14 protein-coding genes are annotated in these 16,451 nt (G+C 30.0%); 6 read left to right on the top strand and 8 right to left on the bottom strand.

The window, feature by feature from the left end:
* Positions 1-41: 41 nt before the first annotated feature.
* On the bottom strand, positions 42-530 hold the full coding sequence (msrB, locus tag BX611_RS09245; RefSeq protein WP_162879992.1) for a peptide-methionine (R)-S-oxide reductase MsrB: 489 nt from the start codon (positions 528-530) through the stop codon (positions 42-44).
* A gap of 1 nt (position 531) precedes the next feature.
* Positions 532-1,413 (bottom strand): alpha/beta hydrolase, encoded by an 882-nt coding sequence (locus tag BX611_RS09240; RefSeq protein WP_115880411.1) that lies wholly within the window; start codon positions 1,411-1,413, stop codon positions 532-534.
* A gap of 77 nt (positions 1,414-1,490) precedes the next feature.
* On the opposite strand from BX611_RS09240, the gene BX611_RS09235 reads away from it, so the two are divergent.
* From BX611_RS09235 to BX611_RS09220, 4 genes are all read left to right on the top strand, one after another.
* On the top strand, positions 1,491-2,312 hold the full coding sequence (locus tag BX611_RS09235; protein WP_115880409.1) for a M48 family metallopeptidase: 822 nt from the start codon (positions 1,491-1,493) through the stop codon (positions 2,310-2,312).
* An 89-nt stretch (positions 2,313-2,401) separates the two neighbouring features.
* Entirely contained in the window at positions 2,402-3,703 is a 1,302-nt protein-coding gene (locus tag BX611_RS09230) for an MFS transporter (RefSeq protein ID WP_115880407.1), read from the top strand.
* A complete protein-coding gene (gene lhgO, locus BX611_RS09225; RefSeq protein WP_115880405.1) occupies positions 3,693-4,895 on the top strand; it encodes an L-2-hydroxyglutarate oxidase in 1,203 nt (400 codons plus the stop codon). The genes BX611_RS09230 and lhgO overlap by 11 nt, the downstream gene beginning before the upstream one ends.
* Before the next feature lie 6 nt (positions 4,896-4,901).
* Positions 4,902-5,324: a secondary thiamine-phosphate synthase enzyme YjbQ gene (locus tag BX611_RS09220; protein WP_115880403.1), complete on the top strand. Its 423-nt coding sequence runs from the start codon at positions 4,902-4,904 to the stop codon at positions 5,322-5,324.
* 72 nt (positions 5,325-5,396) lie between these two features.
* On the opposite strand, the gene BX611_RS09215 is transcribed toward BX611_RS09220, so the two are convergent.
* From BX611_RS09215 to BX611_RS09190, 6 genes are all read right to left on the bottom strand, one after another.
* Positions 5,397-7,058 (bottom strand): SulP family inorganic anion transporter, encoded by a 1,662-nt coding sequence (locus BX611_RS09215; RefSeq protein ID WP_115880401.1) that lies wholly within the window; start codon positions 7,056-7,058, stop codon positions 5,397-5,399.
* Between the two features lie 77 nt (positions 7,059-7,135).
* Positions 7,136-7,582 (bottom strand): hydrogenase maturation protease, encoded by a 447-nt coding sequence (locus tag BX611_RS09210; protein WP_115880399.1) that lies wholly within the window; start codon positions 7,580-7,582, stop codon positions 7,136-7,138.
* Positions 7,566-9,017 carry a Ni/Fe hydrogenase subunit alpha gene (locus BX611_RS09205; protein WP_115880397.1) on the bottom strand — a complete coding sequence of 484 codons (1,452 nt, stop codon included), beginning with the start codon at positions 9,015-9,017 and terminating at the stop codon, positions 7,566-7,568. The genes BX611_RS09210 and BX611_RS09205 overlap by 17 nt, the downstream gene beginning before the upstream one ends.
* Before the next feature lie 18 nt (positions 9,018-9,035).
* Entirely contained in the window at positions 9,036-10,298 is a 1,263-nt protein-coding gene (locus BX611_RS09200) for an NADH-quinone oxidoreductase subunit B family protein (protein ID WP_115880395.1), read from the bottom strand.
* 17 nt (positions 10,299-10,315) lie between these two features.
* Positions 10,316-12,055 carry an NAD(P)H-dependent oxidoreductase subunit E gene (locus BX611_RS09195; protein WP_262510558.1) on the bottom strand — a complete coding sequence of 580 codons (1,740 nt, stop codon included), beginning with the start codon at positions 12,053-12,055 and terminating at the stop codon, positions 10,316-10,318.
* 272 nt (positions 12,056-12,327) lie between these two features.
* Positions 12,328-14,064, bottom strand: coding sequence for an NAD(P)H-dependent oxidoreductase subunit E (locus BX611_RS09190; RefSeq protein WP_115880391.1), 1,737 nt, complete (start codon positions 14,062-14,064; stop codon positions 12,328-12,330).
* 344 nt (positions 14,065-14,408) lie between these two features.
* Between BX611_RS09190 and BX611_RS09185 the strand changes: the two genes are divergently transcribed.
* The gene (locus tag BX611_RS09185) at positions 14,409-15,068 is read left to right on the top strand and encodes a DUF5020 family protein (RefSeq protein WP_115880389.1); all 660 of its coding nucleotides are present in this window, start codon (positions 14,409-14,411) and stop codon (positions 15,066-15,068) included.
* A gap of 10 nt (positions 15,069-15,078) precedes the next feature.
* Positions 15,079-16,374, top strand: coding sequence for an NCS2 family permease (locus BX611_RS09180; RefSeq protein WP_115880387.1), 1,296 nt, complete (start codon positions 15,079-15,081; stop codon positions 16,372-16,374).
* The last annotated feature ends 77 nt before the right edge of the window (positions 16,375-16,451 follow it).

The raw sequence follows: 16,451 nt of genomic DNA, 5'->3' as shown, positions 1-16,451 counted from the left end.
TACTCGTGCATTTTAAATATTTTTTTCTAAATTAGAAAATATTATTTTTTAGTTTCTCCTTTAACAAATTTTATTGAAGTTGTGTTAACACAATAACGTTGACCAGTAGTCTCTTTCGGGCCATCATTAAAAACATGACCTAAATGGCCACCACAAGCAGCGCAAATTATTTCAGTTCTAATCATACCGTGACTTTTATCTAAAACAAATTCTACAGTACCTTTAATTGCATCATCGAAAGAAGGCCAACCACAATGAGATTCAAATTTACTGTTTGATTCAAATAATTGTGTGTCACAAGCGGCACAGTGATAAGTTCCTTTCTCAAAATGGGATGTTAAACCGCCTTCACTTGGACGATCTGTACCTTTTTCACGTAAAACAAAATATTCCTGCGGAGTTAATATTTGTTTCCATTCTTCCTCTGTTTTTATCACTTTTTTAGTCATTTTTTCGTTCTTTTTTTGTTGTGAACAACTAGTTGTTGAAATTAATAAACTAGCAATTAATATTATGTAAAATCGATTCATTTTAAGTATCTCTTTTTATAAATTCAATAATTCTATTTATAACTTTGTTATCTTTTAAAATACGTGTATGACCTAGACCATTTGTAATTAAAATTTCACCTTGCTCCAAGTTTTGACGAATATTATAACCACACCTTACACTCACTTCTTTATCTTCTGTATCATGAATTACCAAAACTGGTATTTTTACATCTTTTGAAGCTATACTTGCCGAATAGTTATCAATATCTTCACCAAATTTTTTTAAAAAGAAACGCTTCATTTTTAAAATCATTGTTTGCTTAAATTCCAGTTTATTAACAAAATTTGTAAGAATATCGGTTATTATATCACCTGCTCCAATTGTTATAGCTTTATTAATTTTTAAACCTTGTTTTACACTATTTAAAGTTGACATTCCTCCTAACGAATGCCCAATAGCAATTTCAAAAGGACCATATTTTTCTTCTAAAAATAATGCCGTTGCAATAAATTCGGTCATCATGGTTGTTTTACCAGTTGATTTACCATGCGCAGGAGCATCAAAACTAATAGTCATAAATCCGTTTTCTAAAAGTTTATCAGCAATTTTATATAGTTGGGTACCTCTTCCAGACCAGCCATGTATTAAAAGTACTTTTCTTTTAGAGTATCCATAACTGTAAACCATAACTTCTTTATTAAGATTTGGAATTAAAACCATTTCCTTTTGAGCACTTTTTGCCATCATTTTTTCACGTTCAGGTGTTTTATATTTTATAGGAGTTGCAAAAAGCCGAATAGCGTATTTAGTTGCCAACGGTGGCATAAATAATTGTAGAAATTTTCCTATATGTATAATTGAAGCTGGTATTTTTGGAACATTATTTGTTAATTTTGATTTGGAGGGGTTATTACTCTTCATAAAAAATATTTAATTTGACTATAAAGATAGAATTTGTTACTTTAAGCGAAGAATATCAATTAAAAAAAATCTGAAAAATGAAAAAAGTAATTTCCTTAACATTAGTGTTATTATTTGTAATTAGCTGTAGTACAGTTCCAATAACAGGTAGAAAACGTGTTAATTTTGTTAGTGATGCTGAAATATTACCGGCAAGTTTTGCCCAATATGAAAGTTTTTTAGCTGAAAATAAAATTTCTGCTGATGTTGGTATGACTAATGAAATTCAGTCTGTTGGAATGAGAATATCAAAAGCTGTTGATCAATTTATGAGATCAAATAATATGGTTAGTGAAGCAAATAGTTATCGTTGGGAATTTAATTTAATTGATGATCCAACTGTTAATGCTTGGTGTATGCCTGGAGGTAAAGTAGTTTTTTATACTGGTATTTTACCAATTTGTGATAATACAGATGGGATTGCCGCAGTTATGGGGCACGAAGTAGCACATGCATTTGCAAAACATGGGCAAGAAAGAATGTCTACAGGTTCTTTATTACAATTAGGAGGTACAGCTGTTGCTTTGGGAACTGCTAAAAAAGATCCGAAAGCACAGCAAATATGGAATACAGCTTTTGGTTTGGGAGCTCAATTTGGAATAATGTTACCGTTTAGTAGAAGTCACGAAACTGAGGCAGATAAATTAGGTATGGTATTTATGATTATGGCAGGTTATAAACCCGAAGAAGCTGTAAATGTATGGATTAGAATGAGTGAAAGAGCTGGTGCTAATCAAGCTCCTCCAGAGTTTATGAGTACACATCCATCAAATCAAACAAGAATTCAGAATTTAAAAGCATTTTTACCTGAAGCTATTAAGTTAGCTGAAAAATATAGTGCTTCCACCACGGTAAATTAGATTATTTCAAATTAAAAAAAAATAATTAATTTATTAGTATATTGTAAACCGTTCTTTAATAAAAAGGGCGGTTTTTATTTATAAAGTTTATGTTAAAAAAAGGAGATAAAAAATTAATAAATGGCTGGGCATTTTATGATTGGGCTAATTCAGTTTATTCATTAGTAATTAGTACTACGGTTTTTCCAATGTATTATGAAGCCGTAACAAATGAAGGTGGAAATGTACAATTTTTAGGTACACATTGGCATAATACAACTTTATACTCTTATGCTTTAGGCCTGTCCTTCTTAATAGTTGCTTTTTTATCACCAATTCTTTCTGCAATTGCAGATTATACAGGAAACAAGAAACGGTTTATGCAATTTTTCTGTTTATTAGGATCTATTTCGGTGATGTCTCTTTTCTTTTTTACAGGAAAGGAAAATATATGGGTTGGAATCATTTTTTCAATGTTAGCTAGTATTGGATTTTGGGGAAGTATTGTTTTTTACAATGCTTATTTACCTGAAGTAGCTGACCCTGAAGATCACGATAGAGTTAGCGCAAAAGGATTTATGTTAGGATATGCAGGGTCGGTTTTGTTGCTTGCATTTAACTTATCAATGGTTATGAAACCTGAACTTTATGGTATTACTGATTCAACATTACCAGCAAGAATATCTTTTTTATCAGTTGGTATTTGGTGGTTTGGTTTTGCTCAAATAACATTTAGTCGTTTACCAAATAATCCTTTTAAAAGAAAGCCTGAAAAAAACTTTATCTTTAAAGGTTATAGAGAGTTACAACTTGTTTTAAAAGAAATAAAAACGCAAGGACAATTAAAAATATTATTAATTTCATTTTTTTTATATAGTATTGGAGTTCAGGCAGTAATATTATTAGCTTCTACCTTTGGAACTAAAGATTTAGGTTTAGAAGATCAAAACTTAATTATTACCATTTTATTAATTCAATTAGTTGGAATATTAGGTGCATTTTTATTTTCACGATTGTCAAAAAAAATAGGAAATATAAAGGCATTAAAAATAACAGTTGTTATTTGGGCATTTGCTTGTTTTGGAGCATATACCTTGCATAAAGATGATCCAAGTGTTTATTTAAAATTTTATGCTTTAGGAGGTTTTATTGGGTTGGTTTTTGGAGCTATTCAAACACTTTCGCGCTCAACGTATTCAAAACTAATTCCAGATAATACTCAAGACCATGCAACCTATTTTAGTTTTTATGATGTAACTGAAAAAATAGCAATTGTTGTTGGAATGGCAATTGCAGGTGTTGTAACATCATTTACTAATTCATTGCGCTTATTCATTCTTATTTTAGCTGTATTTTTTATTGCCGGATTTATTGCTTTAAGTTTTATGAAAAAAACTAAATATGTTAAATAATTATGACTTTATAATTGTTGGTGGAGGCGTTGTTGGATTGGCTACAGCATATAAATTACAATTAAAATTCCCTGAAAATTCAATAGCAATTTTAGAAAAAGAAATTAAAATTGGAAAACATCAAACAGGAAGAAATTCAGGTGTAATGCATTCTGGTATTTATTACAAACCAGAATCTTATAAGGCTAAAAATTGTTACAATGGTCTAAATCAGCTTGTCGAGTTTGCTAAAAAAAACGATGTTTTGCATGATATTTGTGGTAAAATTATTGTTGCTACTTCAACAAAGGAAATACCAGTTTTAGAAACCATTTATAAACGAGGAATTAAAAATAAAACTGCAGGTATTTGCTATTTAAATTCAGAAGAAATTAAAAAAAAAGAACCATTTATTGAAGGTGTAAAAGCAATTTGGGTACCAACTGCTGGAATTATAGATTATGTGGGCTTATGTACAACTTTTGTAAATAAAATAGTTGAAATAAATTCAAATAGTAAGTTGTTTTTATCGTGCGAAGTAAAAAAAATAGATTCACATAAAGAAGTTTCTACTTTAAAAACCAATATAGGGAATTTTAACGCTTCAAAAATAATATTTTGTACAGGATTACAATCTGATAGAGTTGCTAAAAAGGATAATTTGAAATTAGATATGCAAATTGTTGGTTTTAGAGGTGATTATTATGAGTTAAAACCTGAGGCACTTCATAAAATTAAAAATTTGGTATACCCAGTTCCAGATCCAAAATTTCCATTTTTAGGAGTTCATTTTACAAGAATGATTGATGGTGGAATTGAATGTGGACCAAATGCAGTATTTACGTTTAAAAGAGAAGGTTATAACAAAACAAGTTTTAGTTTAAAAGACACTTTTGAAGCATTTGCATTTAAAGGAACGTGGAAATTATTTGGAAAACATTGGAGAAAAGGAATTGATGAATATAAAAGAGCATTTTCTAAGCGGTTATTTGTGAAAGAACTTCAAAAAATGATGCCAAGTATTTCTGTTAATGATGTGCAACCTGTAAGGGCAGGAGTGAGGGCACAAGCTATTGATTATTTTGGCAATATGGTTGATGATTTTAAAATTGAGAAGCATTATAATAATATCCATGTCATAAATGCTCCATCTCCAGCAGCGACATCTTGTTTAGCAATTGCTGATGAAATTGTAAATTTTGTATTAAAATAGTTTGAAATGAATTTTTATCAGAAAGAAATAAAATTAAACCCGTTTAAGAGAGGTTTTCATTTAATAACCTCCGAAATTATTAATTCAATACCAGAAATAAAGAAGATTTCAATTGGGCAATTGCAAGTTTTTATGAAACATACTTCTGCAAGTTTAACAATTAACGAAAATGCCGATGCTACAGTAAGATCAGATTTTGAAAGTCATTTTAATAAAATGATACCAGAAAATATGCCATATTATATTCATACGTATGAAGGTTCAGATGATATGCCAGCACATTTAAAATCCTCAATATTAGGTGCTTCAATTCAAATTCCTATTACTAATGGTAAATTAAATATGGGTATTTGGCAAGGCATTTATTTATGTGAACATAGAGATTATGGCGGTTTTAGAAAATTAGTGTTAACCGCTTTTGGGAATTAGATATACATATTCGAGAAGTACTGAAGCTCAAATTTGGATGCCTATACTTATCTTATTGAAATAATACATTAATTATAAATCTGGATTTAAATATTTTTTTGCTTTTGAAATTGCGGATTTAATATTTGTTACAATATACTTTCTTTCAATAAGATCATAAATACCATTTTTTCTAAAACTATTTTTTAAGTCTAAATGAATTCCAGATAGTATTACTAGAATACCTTCAGATTTGTAAGTTTTTATAATTTCTTTCAAACTTTGAAAACCTGTAGCATCAATTATTGGAACATAACGCATTCTTAAAATAATTACTTTACAATCTCTTTTGTTATTAGTAATTGTTTCCTGAAATTGACGAGCTGCACCAAAAAAGAGGGGGCCATTAATCTCGTAAAGCTGTATTTCATTTGGTAAATCGGATAATTCGTCATCAAAAAGATGTTCACTTTCATTAAATTCAGAAGAAATATTTTTTATATGAATAGATTCACTCATTCTTTTCATGAACATGAAACTAGCAAGTACAATTCCAATTTCAATAGCAATTATTAAATCGAAAATAACTGTTAGAAAAAAGGTAGTAAGTAAAATTATAATATCCATTTTATTGCCTTTTAAAATGGATTTAAATTGTCGCCATTCACTCATATGATAAGCCACAACAACTAAAATCCCCGCTAAACAAGACATTGGGATAAGTTTTGCATATGGAGCAAATAAAAGCATAATTGCTAATAAAACAAATGCATGAGTTATTCCTGCAATAGGAGTCCTTCCTCCATTTTTTACGTTTGTAGCTGTTCTTGCTATAGCTCCTGTGGCAGGGATACCTCCAAATAAAGCACTTACCATATTAGCAGTTCCTTGGGCTATTAATTCTATATTTGAGCGATGTTTTCCTCCAATCATTGAATCTGAAACAACGGCAGAAAGTAAAGACTCTATACTGCCTAATAAAGCAATTGCAAAAGCTGGTTGAATAAGAGCTTTAATTGTATTAAAGTCAACATGAGGTATAGATGGTAAGCTAATAGTATTAGGTATTTCTCCAAAATTACTCTCAATTGTATCAACAGGAATTTTAAAAACTTGAACAATAATGGTTGATAACAAAATTGCAATAATAGATCCGGGTATTTTTTTTATTAAATTTTGAAAATATAAGGTTATTAATACAGTACCAAATGCAATTGAAATAGCGTACCAGTTAACTTTACCAACGTTATTAAAATAAATGATCCATTTATCTATAAAATCAGCAGGAATATCCGAAATATGAAGCCCTAAAAAATCATTTACTTGTGATGAAAAGATGATTAAAGCAATTCCGCTTGTAAAACCTACAATAAGTGAGTAGGGTATAAATTTTAAAAAATTTCCTAAACGAGCAAGTCCCATTCCAATAATTATGAACCCAGCCATAAAAGTAGCAATAGTTAAGCCATCTATACCGTATTGCTGTACAATACCATAAACAATTACAATAAAAGCCCCAGTTGGACCTCCAATTTGAACTCTACTACCACCAAAAGCTGAAATTATCAGCCCAGCAATTACAGCAGTTAAGATTCCTTTTTCTGGAGAAACACCTGATGCTATTGCAAAAGCTATTGCCAAAGGAAGCGCAACAATTCCAACTATAATACCTGAAATAATATCTTTACTAAATGTTTCCCTAGAGATCCCTTGTTTTAGAAGTAAAAATAATTTAGGAATAAATTCTTTTTGCATTATTAATTTAAAAAATAAGTGGTAGCGTGCGAATATATTGATGTAAATTTAATTCATTTTTATTGATAATTTGATTGTTAACTAAAAGATTTTTTAGTAAAATTTAAGAGAGCCTTATTTAAGTTTAATGATGCTTTTTTACTTAATCCAATTTCAATATCCCAATTAAAGCCCTGAATTTTAATTATATATGCTTTAGGTTTTTTATTGTAAATAGTTTCACATAAGTTTAAGATTTGATTTGGAGGAACTGCATGTGTTGAAAAAGAAACTTGTTCAGCAGAAAATAGTTGTTCCAGCTTAAATCCTTCTTTAAGTTCAGTTTTACAAGCATCAACAAAAATAACAGTTTCATATTCTCCAATTAATTCAGCATCTTCAACCATTAATTGATACTTGTATAATAAATTATCTGAATTAAAACCTTCTTTTTCTAAGTTATCTAAAAAACACCAACCAAGCCCATCGTCTTGGCGGGTGTTATTTCCTATTCCTATAATGAGTGTTTTATCTAATTTTTTCATCAATTAAGTTTCCATGTTTATCTTCTAATTGAACTATTAAAGGCATTTGTCCGAGTGCGTGTGTAGCGCAACTTAGGCAAGGATCGTATGCTCTAATCGCCATTTCAACCTGATTTAGCATTGGTTCTGTAATCTCAGGTTTTTCACTTAAAACTTCGTTGGCAACAGCTCTTACGCCACGGTTCATAGCTTCATTGTTATGTGTTGTTGAAACTATTAAATTACATTTTGTTATTAAGCCTTTATCATCAGTATGATATTCATGTATTAAAGTTCCTCTTGGAGCCTCAATAATTCCAATACCTTTATTTCTTGGTGTCCCTTTTGAAACTAAATCTGTACCCATTAAATCATCATCTAACAATAATTCTTTTATTAATTCAGCGCAATGCAACATTTCAATTAAACGAGCCCAATGTGTATGCATTGTCATATTATTGGGTTTGTTTTGGGTATAAGCCTTGAAAATTTGTCGTTCAATTTCAGCAAAAGGAGTAGTGATATTGGAACAGGTATTCATACGCGCTAATGGTCCAACTCTATTCCAGCCTTCTTTTCTACCATATTTTGTCATGTATGGAAATTTAAGATAGGACCAAGGTTCAACGGCTTCTTTAAAATGATAACGATATTCAATATCTTCAATATTCAACAACTCATTTCCTTCAAAATCAACAGATCTAAGTCTACCGTCATAAAGCTCAAGTGCACCAGTTTCTTTATCTACCAACCCTAAATGATTTGAAGGATATGAAGCAAAATTATCAATCCAAGCTGCATTTTCAGTATGATAGTTTTTCATAAAGTCTATAACTTCTTTAGACCAAGCTATCATAGTATCAATATTAGGAATTTGTTTTCCGTCTAAGAAATACTCTTTTTCTTCTTTAGTAAATGTTTTATGAACACCACCAGGAACGGCTAAAATTCCGTGAATTTTTTTACCAGCCAAGGCTTTTATTATTTCTTGTCCGAACTTTCGCATTAAAATTCCTTTTTTTGCGAGTTCTTGATTTTCATTAGCTACAGCAACAATATTCCTTTTTTCTGCAGGGGCATTTATTCCAAATAAAATATCAGGTGAAGCTAAATAGAAAAAGTGTAATGAATGTGATTGAAAAACTTGTCCGTAATGAAGTAATCTTCGAAGTTTAGTAGCAGTTGGAGTTAAATTTTCAGGATCTACACCAACTAATTGATCTATAGCTTTTGCTGCTGCAATGTGGTGACTAACAGGACAAATTCCACATAATCTTTGCACTAAAACAGGTGCCTCCCAATAAGGATGGCCTTGAATAAATTTTTCGAAACCTCTAAATTCTACAATGTGTAAAAATGCATCTTCAACCTTGCCGTTTTCATCCATTTTTATAGTTACTTTACCGTGCCCTTCAACTCTTGTAACAGGTTCTATTATTATTTTTTTTGTACTCATTTTATAAGGTTTAAGCCATTAATCGTATTTAAATTCGGGATAAGCAATTGAATATTCTTCTTCAAACAAGATGTGTTTTACAACATTCCAAATATGGTTTGCATTTGGCGGACAACCCGGAATGTGATAATCTATTTCTACAACTTCTCTGTTAGAATATACCTTGTTAAGAATCTTCGGAATATCTTCGTGGTTTGGAATTATTGTTTCTCCTTTTTCACTAGTCATAGAGTTTAGATATGCTTCTTTTAAGCAATCTTCTAACGGAACAGTGTTTCTAATTGCAGGTAAACCTCCCCAAATGGCACATTCACCAACAGAAACCAAAATGTCACAGTTTTTTCTGAATTCACGCAGTACTTCTATATTATGTGTATTACAGCAACCACCTTCAATTAAACCAATATCACATCGTTCGGTAAAAGTTTTTATATCTGTTATAGGAGATTTATTGAATTCTACCACCTCTAACAAATCTAACAGACCTAAATCAACATCTAACATAGACATATGGCAACCAAAACAGCCCGCTAAAGATGTTGTTGCTATGCGTTTTTTCTTATTGGTTGTTTTGTGTTTTTTAACTTCTTTTAAAGGAATCATTTTGCCTTCTGGTCCAAAATCAAATTGCCTATCTCCAAATGGTTTTCCAAAAGTTTTTCCTTTTACTAAAATTGAACCTGTTGGACAAATATGCATAGCGTGTTCTGCCTGAGTTTCTGAAAGTTTTGCTTCTTGCTCATAATCAATTCCTACAACAGTATTGTTGCCTCTATGTGTAAAGTTAAAAACTCTGTGGCCATCATTTGTTCTTACTTCTTCAATACAACGTTTACATTTAATACAGCGATTTTGATTTACAACAATACGTTCAGGTCGAGCATCTACAATTCTATCAACAAATAAATGAGGAAAACGTGTAAATCTAATTCCGGTTTCATAACCTAAATTTTGCATTTGACAATCGCCACTTTTTTCGCAAGAAGGGCAGAAGTGATTACCTTCAACAAACATCATTTCTAAAATAGCTTTGCGAGCATCTAATAATTCAGGCGTGTTTACTTCAATGTCTATTCCTTCTTCAACATTAACAGTACAACCAGCAATTGTTCTTCCGTTGTTTTTTACAGTACAAACCCTACAGGTTCCTAACGGATTTAGATGTTTGAAATGGCAAAGTGTAGGAATAAAAATTCCATTCTGTTTGGCAGCTTCAATTAGATTTTGACCTTTTTCGGCGGAACAAACTCTTCCGTCAATTTTAAATGATATATTTTCCATTTTAATTGGTTTTCAAACTATAATTGTGTTTCTTTAATTATGCTATCAAATTCATGTATTGCATCTTCCATATCAAACTCAACAGTTTTATTAAAGTTTGAAGGTGCAATTTTTACATTAAAATAATCTTTAAACTTATCAACTGCCATTGTAACTGTATTTGCCGATGATTTACCTAATCCACAGCGGCTTGTAAGTTTTATAATTTTACCCCATTGCTTCATTTCATCTACATCTTCCTGAGCACATAAACCGCGTTGAATTTTTTTTATTTTTTCAGTTAAAATATAATTACCGGCTCGGCAAGGTGTACAAACACCACAAGATTCTTCTTTAAAGAATTCCATAAAATTTCTAAGTACCTGTAAAATATCCCGGTTTCGATTAAATACCATAAAAGCACCACCACATAAAATATCTTCTCTGCAAATTTTTCTATCAAACTCAGTATTATTAATACATTCACCTGAAGGACCACTGACTTGAACAAAATATGGTGAAGTAGCCTGGCTCATTTCTATACCCAGTAAATCTCTTATGGATGTTCCATATTCAATTTCATAAATACCGGGTTTTGCAACATCACCCGAAATACTAATTAATTTGGTTCCTGGAGATTCTGGAGTGCCAATATTTAAAAAGAAATCTTCGCCTAATTCAATTATTCTTGCTGCGTAACAGAGTGTTTCTACGTTATTTACTACTGTTGGTTTTTGTAAATAACCGTGTTTAGTTGCAGAATGTGTACGTACAGGAGGTTCACCTCTTCTACCTTCTAAAGATTCAATTAACGCTGATGCTGCACCACAAACATAAGAGCCGGCACCCATTTGAATACGAATATTAAATTCAAAATTGTTTATACCTAATATGTTTTTACCTAAATAGTTTTTGTTTCTAAATTCTTGTAATAAGGCTTCTAATTCCGGTAAAATAAAAAAGTACTCGGCGCGTAAATATATTATTCCTTCTTTAGCTCCGGTTGCATAACCAGCAATAGTCATTCCTTCAAATAATAAACCAGGTAAATGTTGAAGTAAAGCTCGGTCTTTAAATGTTCCTGGTTCACCCTCGTCTGCATTACAAATTATGTATTTTGCGTCATCTTCATTATTTCTGCAAGATTGCCATTTATAACCAGTTGGAAAAAATGCTCCGCCGCATCCCTGAACTTTTGATTTTGATATTTTAGCTATAATTTGTTGAGGTGAAAATTTTTGCATTTGCTGTAAACTTTCTCCCATTCTGTAATTTCTAAAAATAACTGTTTTATCATTTTTAGGAGTAAATCTTATTTTGCTAATAGTTTTACTACAAAAATCTTTAACATTTTCACCATTTTTAATTTTTTGAATAATTAATTTGACTTTTTTTGGAGTTAAATCAGTAAACGGTTGAAAATTTATGAGCGCAGCAGGTTCTTGATCATTTAAACCAATACACGAAGTTTCTAATAAAGTAAATTCATTATTTCCTGGCTCGTTAAAAGTACATCCAGTTTCTTTTTCAAAGGTAGTTTTAACTTCATCAAAACCTTTAAATTCAGATATTATACTATTATTTAAGTAAATAAGATGTTTTCCTGTTGGGGTTTTGTGAAAAAAATGATAAAATGAAATAACGCTTTCTATTTCAATATTTGAAACGTTTAAGAGTTTTGATATTTCTAAAATGGCTTGGTTTGAAATATAGCCAAACTGTTGTTGATATTCCCAAAGTTTATTTAATAGCTGAGTTCTATCCATAATAAAAGTTATTATTATTTTGTTATAACTAAAGTTACGAATAAAGCCATATTTAAATATTGGATTTTCAATGTGTTGGAACGATTTATTTATAATTAAAAGTTTTTTTAAATGGGTTTAAATATCTTTAACAATTTTAGATTTTGCCTTAATAGATTTTATGAAATCAAGGGATTTGTTAAATAATTAATTTAATAAATTCGTAAAAAATAGGGTTTATTTTAATTGATAATTTAAAGTATGTATTATATGTGGATTTAAAATTATTAAAAATGTAATAAATTTTACTCGGTTAATTCAAATTGGGTGTTTTTAATTAAATTATCATAATCATATACTGCACTTTGCATATCAAATTCAATTTTACAATTGTCATCACATTTAGCTACTTTTAGATTAAAATAATCTTCAAATTTATCTATAGCCATCATAAAACTATTTGCAGCAAATTGTCCTAAACCACACCTGCTTGTTAACTGCATTATTTTACCCCATTCTTTAATCTCATTTAAGTCTTTTGTAGTACAAATTCCTCTTTTTATTTTTTTTATTTTTTCATGTAAAATTTGGTTTCCAGCCCTACATGGTGTGCATGTACCACAAGATTCTTCTTTAAAGAATTTGACATAATTTTCAATAATTCGAGTTATACTTCTAAAATTATTAAATATCATAACAGATCCACCACAAATTAAATCCTCTTTACATATTTTACGATTAAATTCGGTATTGTTAATACATATTCCAGACGGTCCGCTAATTTGAATAAAGTGAGGTGATGTTGCCTGACACAATTGTAATAACTCATTTATGGTAATTCCCCATTCAATTTCATAGATACCTGGTTTGGCAACATCACCTGAAATACTTAATAGTTTTGTACCATTACTTTTTTTTGTTCCAATAGATGAAATATATTTTGCGCCTAACTCAATTATTCTGGCTGCTTTTGCAAAAGTTTCAACATTATTTACAATAGTTGATTTGCCCAAATAACCGAAATCGGTAGGGAAATATTTACGAATTCTTGGTTCGCCACGTTTGCCTTCCATAGATTCAATGAGTGCAGTTTCAGCACCGCAAACATATGCTCCAGCACCAACTATAATTTTTATTTTGAAATTAAAGTTTTTGATACCATTAATATTTTTACCTAAATAATTTTTTTGTTTAAATTCTAATAATGTGTTTTCTAATTTTTTAAGGAGGTATTTATACTCTGCTCTTAAATAAATGAATCCATTTGATGCTCCTGTAACATAAGCAGCTATTATCATACCTTCAATAACTAAACCTGGGAGATTGTTTAGTAAAGCTTTATCTTTAAAAGTTCCAGGTTCACCTTCATCAGCGTTACAAATTACATACTTTTTGTTATCGCTACTTTCTTTACAAGATTTCCATTTTAGGGCGGTTGGAAAAAATGCACCTCCATGTCCTTCAAGTTCGGAATTACTAATAGTTTTTAAAATGGCTTCTGGATTCTTTGTTTTAAGTTTTTTTAATGAATTGCCTAAAAGGTATTTTCTAAAAAAAACTGTTTTAGATTCTTCAGGAGTGTACTGAATTTTGCTTTTTGGGTTGTTCGCTATTTGTTCAGGATACACACCGCTTTTTAATTGCTGAATAATTAATTTTACTTTGTCGGGTGTTAAATCTGTAAAAGGTTTAAAATTAATTAAAGCTGCTGGTTCTTGATCACTTAAACCAATACACGAGGTTTCGAAAAGCGAAAACAATGGATCTTTACAGTAAGCTCCAAAAGTGCAACCAGTTTCTTTTTCAAAAGCAGCTTTAACTTTTGAAAATCCTTTAAATTCAGAAATAATACTGTTGTTTAAATAAATAATGTATTTTCCTGTAGGTTTTAAGTGGAAGAAATGGTAGAAAGAAATAACTCCTTCAATTTCAATTTTTGATACATTTAATTCTTGGGCAATTTCAGTAATAGCATTTTCTGATATGTAGCCATAATTATTTTGAAATTCCCATAGGCGTGATAATAACCCAGTCCTTTTCATAATAAAAAAATTAGAAATAATTGTTACATAAAGCTACAACACAACGCGTTGAAAACCAATATAATTAGTGTTATTTTTTTCGAATTATTGAATAAAAACAATTTTGTAAAATCAATTGAATGATTATGATTTTAAAATAAAATGAATGATTATAAAATTTTAAAATCACTCTTTCTTTAAGAATTTTTAAATTTATAAACTATTGAGTGTAAATGTTTTTTTAAATGGACGCTACTTATTTTAATTCTAAATAGTTAATTACCTGTTAATAATTGAATTAATTATATAAGACTAAATAGTATTATTTAAATTAATTTTGTCAATTAATTTTACAATCAATAACCATGAAAAAACTAATCACCCTTTTTACAATTATTGTAACAGTTTCTGTTACTGCCCAAAATTTTCAACTACACCGAGATTTTGAAAGAGATCACTTCACCACAACATTTGAACTTTTTAAAGTAGATAAATATGGTAACACATTTACTTTTGTGGATTTTGACTACAATGCAAGTTCAGGAATAAGTGGTGGATACTATGAAATTGCACGTGTTTTAAAAACAGCTAAAATGCCAGTAGGTTTACATGTTGAATACAATGGAGGTTTGGGAACATTTGGTCCCGAATCTTCTCAAGGAGGATACACGATCAACGATGCCTGGATATTTGGTGCAAATTACAGTAAAGGAAATGCCAAATGGGGATTTTCAACATATGCCGGTTACAAAGCAATAAAAAATGCTGATGAAGGAAATTTCCAAATTACTGGAACTTGGTATGTTAATTTAATTGAAAATAAACTAACATTCTCTGGTTTTGCTGATTTATGGACGGAAAATGGATTGTCTGACAATACAGTATTTTTAGCTGAACCTCAGCTATGGTATCATTTAAATAAAACTTTTTCAGTTGGGGGAGAGCTTGAATTATCTTCAAATTTTGCGGGAGGAAATGATACAATTAAAGGTAGACCAACTTTAGCAATTAAATGGAACATTTAAAATATAAATTATGTTAAACAAGTTTTTTAAAATAACAGAAAATAAATCAACATTAAAAACGGAAATTGTTGCGGGGATAACTACTTTTATGACTATGGTTTACATTTTAGCTGTAAATCCAAGTATATTAAGTGCAGCAGGAATGGATAAAGATGCTGTATTTACAGCAACTGCATTATCAGCAGTAATTGCAACCTTAGTAATGGCATTAGTAGCTAAATTACCATTTGCATTAGCTCCAGGAATGGGTTTAAATGCATTTTTTGCATTTACAGTAGTTCTTGGTATGGGATATACCTGGGAGTTTGCTTTAACAGCAGTATTTTTAGAAGGTATAATTTTTATAATTTTAACTGCATTTAATATTAGAGAACTTATAGTTAACTCAATACCATTAAATTTAAAGCATGCAGTTTCAGTAGGTATTGGTTTGTTTATAGCTTTTATTGGATTAAAAGGAACAGGTTTAATTGTAGATAATCCGGCTACTTTAGTAAGTTTAGGAGATATGAAAAATCCTGCGGTTTTAGTTGGATTAGCAGGTGTTTTAATTATTGGAGTACTTTTAACAAAAAAAATAAAAGGAGCAATTTTAATAGGTATTTTAGTTTCAACTATTATAGGTTTATTTGTTGGTGTTACTGTAATTCCTGAAAATTTTAGTGTTGTAAGTTTACCACCATCAATTGAGCCAATATTTTTTAAATTCGATTTTTCTCAAGTATTTACAATAGATATGTTAATTGTTTTATTCACATTTTTATTTGTTGATATGTTTGATACTGTTGGAACTTTGGTAGGAGTTTCTTCAAAATCTGGAATGTTAGATAAAAATGGAAATGTTCCTAGAGTAAAACAGGCTTTATTTGCAGATTCAATTGGAACTTTTGTTGGAGCAATTTTAGGGACTTCAACTGTAACAACTTATGTGGAAAGTGCTGCTGGTGTTGCTGAAGGTGGTAAAACAGGTATGACAGCCTTAACTGTTGCAGGAATGTTTGCATTAGCATTGTTTTTTGCACCAATTTTTATGATAATTCCTGCTGCTGCAACTGCACCAGCATTAATTATAGTTGGGTTATTTATGATTTCTCCAATTATGAAAATTGATTTAACCGATTTTACTGAAGCAATCCCTGCCTTTTTTACAATTATAATGATGCCTTTAACTTATAGTATAGCTGAAGGAATTGTTTTTGGAATGCTATCTTTTGTATTATTAAAATTACTAACAGGAAGATATAAGGAGCTGAAACCAATTATGGTAATTATAGCAATTTTATTTATTATTAAATTTTTTGTGTAATTCTATATTAGGGAGACACAATAAAAAAAACCTTCTTTAATATTAAAGTAGGTTTTTTTTAGATTTTATAAATATTA

It is taken from the genome of Lutibacter oceani (assembly GCF_003384935.1).
GTDB classification, from domain to species: domain Bacteria; phylum Bacteroidota; class Bacteroidia; order Flavobacteriales; family Flavobacteriaceae; genus Lutibacter; species Lutibacter oceani.
The sequence above is the reverse complement of the archived record's forward strand: the minus strand, read 5'-3'. Positions and strand labels throughout refer to the sequence as shown.